Below are 312 nucleotides of genomic sequence, written 5' to 3' on the forward strand. Positions count from 1 at the left end.
TTTGCAATGGCGATCAGGGGGTTGGTGGAATCCTTTGCAGCCTTGAAGGGGATGACAAAGCCCATATCATCAGCCATTGCAAACGACTACGTTGCAGCTGGCAAGACCAGTGTTGACTGGTGCTTCTCCACCATGCCTTCCGAGGAGTGGAAGAACGGCGTTGGTTCCGCTCTGACCGCTTACGCAGCAGGCACCGGCGACTGGAACGGCGTTGTGACCGCTTTCGTCGATGGCTGGGCTAAGGAGTACAAGCTGGCAAAAGGCTAAGCATTCTCGGTTTTCTCTTTCCCCTTTTATTTGTGTAAACCGTAT

Annotated in this window: 1 pseudogene; it reads left to right on the forward strand. The window is 53.2% G+C overall.

Annotated elements, in window-relative coordinates:
- A pseudogene (locus P0G09_RS17475) lies at positions 1 to 267 on the forward strand (carbohydrate ABC transporter substrate-binding protein); the annotation flags it as partial.
- Between the last annotated feature and the right edge of the window lie 45 nt (positions 268 to 312).

Source organism: Faecalibacterium sp. DFI.5.82 (genome assembly GCF_029076575.1).
In the GTDB taxonomy this organism is placed as follows: domain Bacteria; phylum Bacillota; class Clostridia; order Oscillospirales; family Ruminococcaceae; genus Faecalibacterium; species Faecalibacterium duncaniae.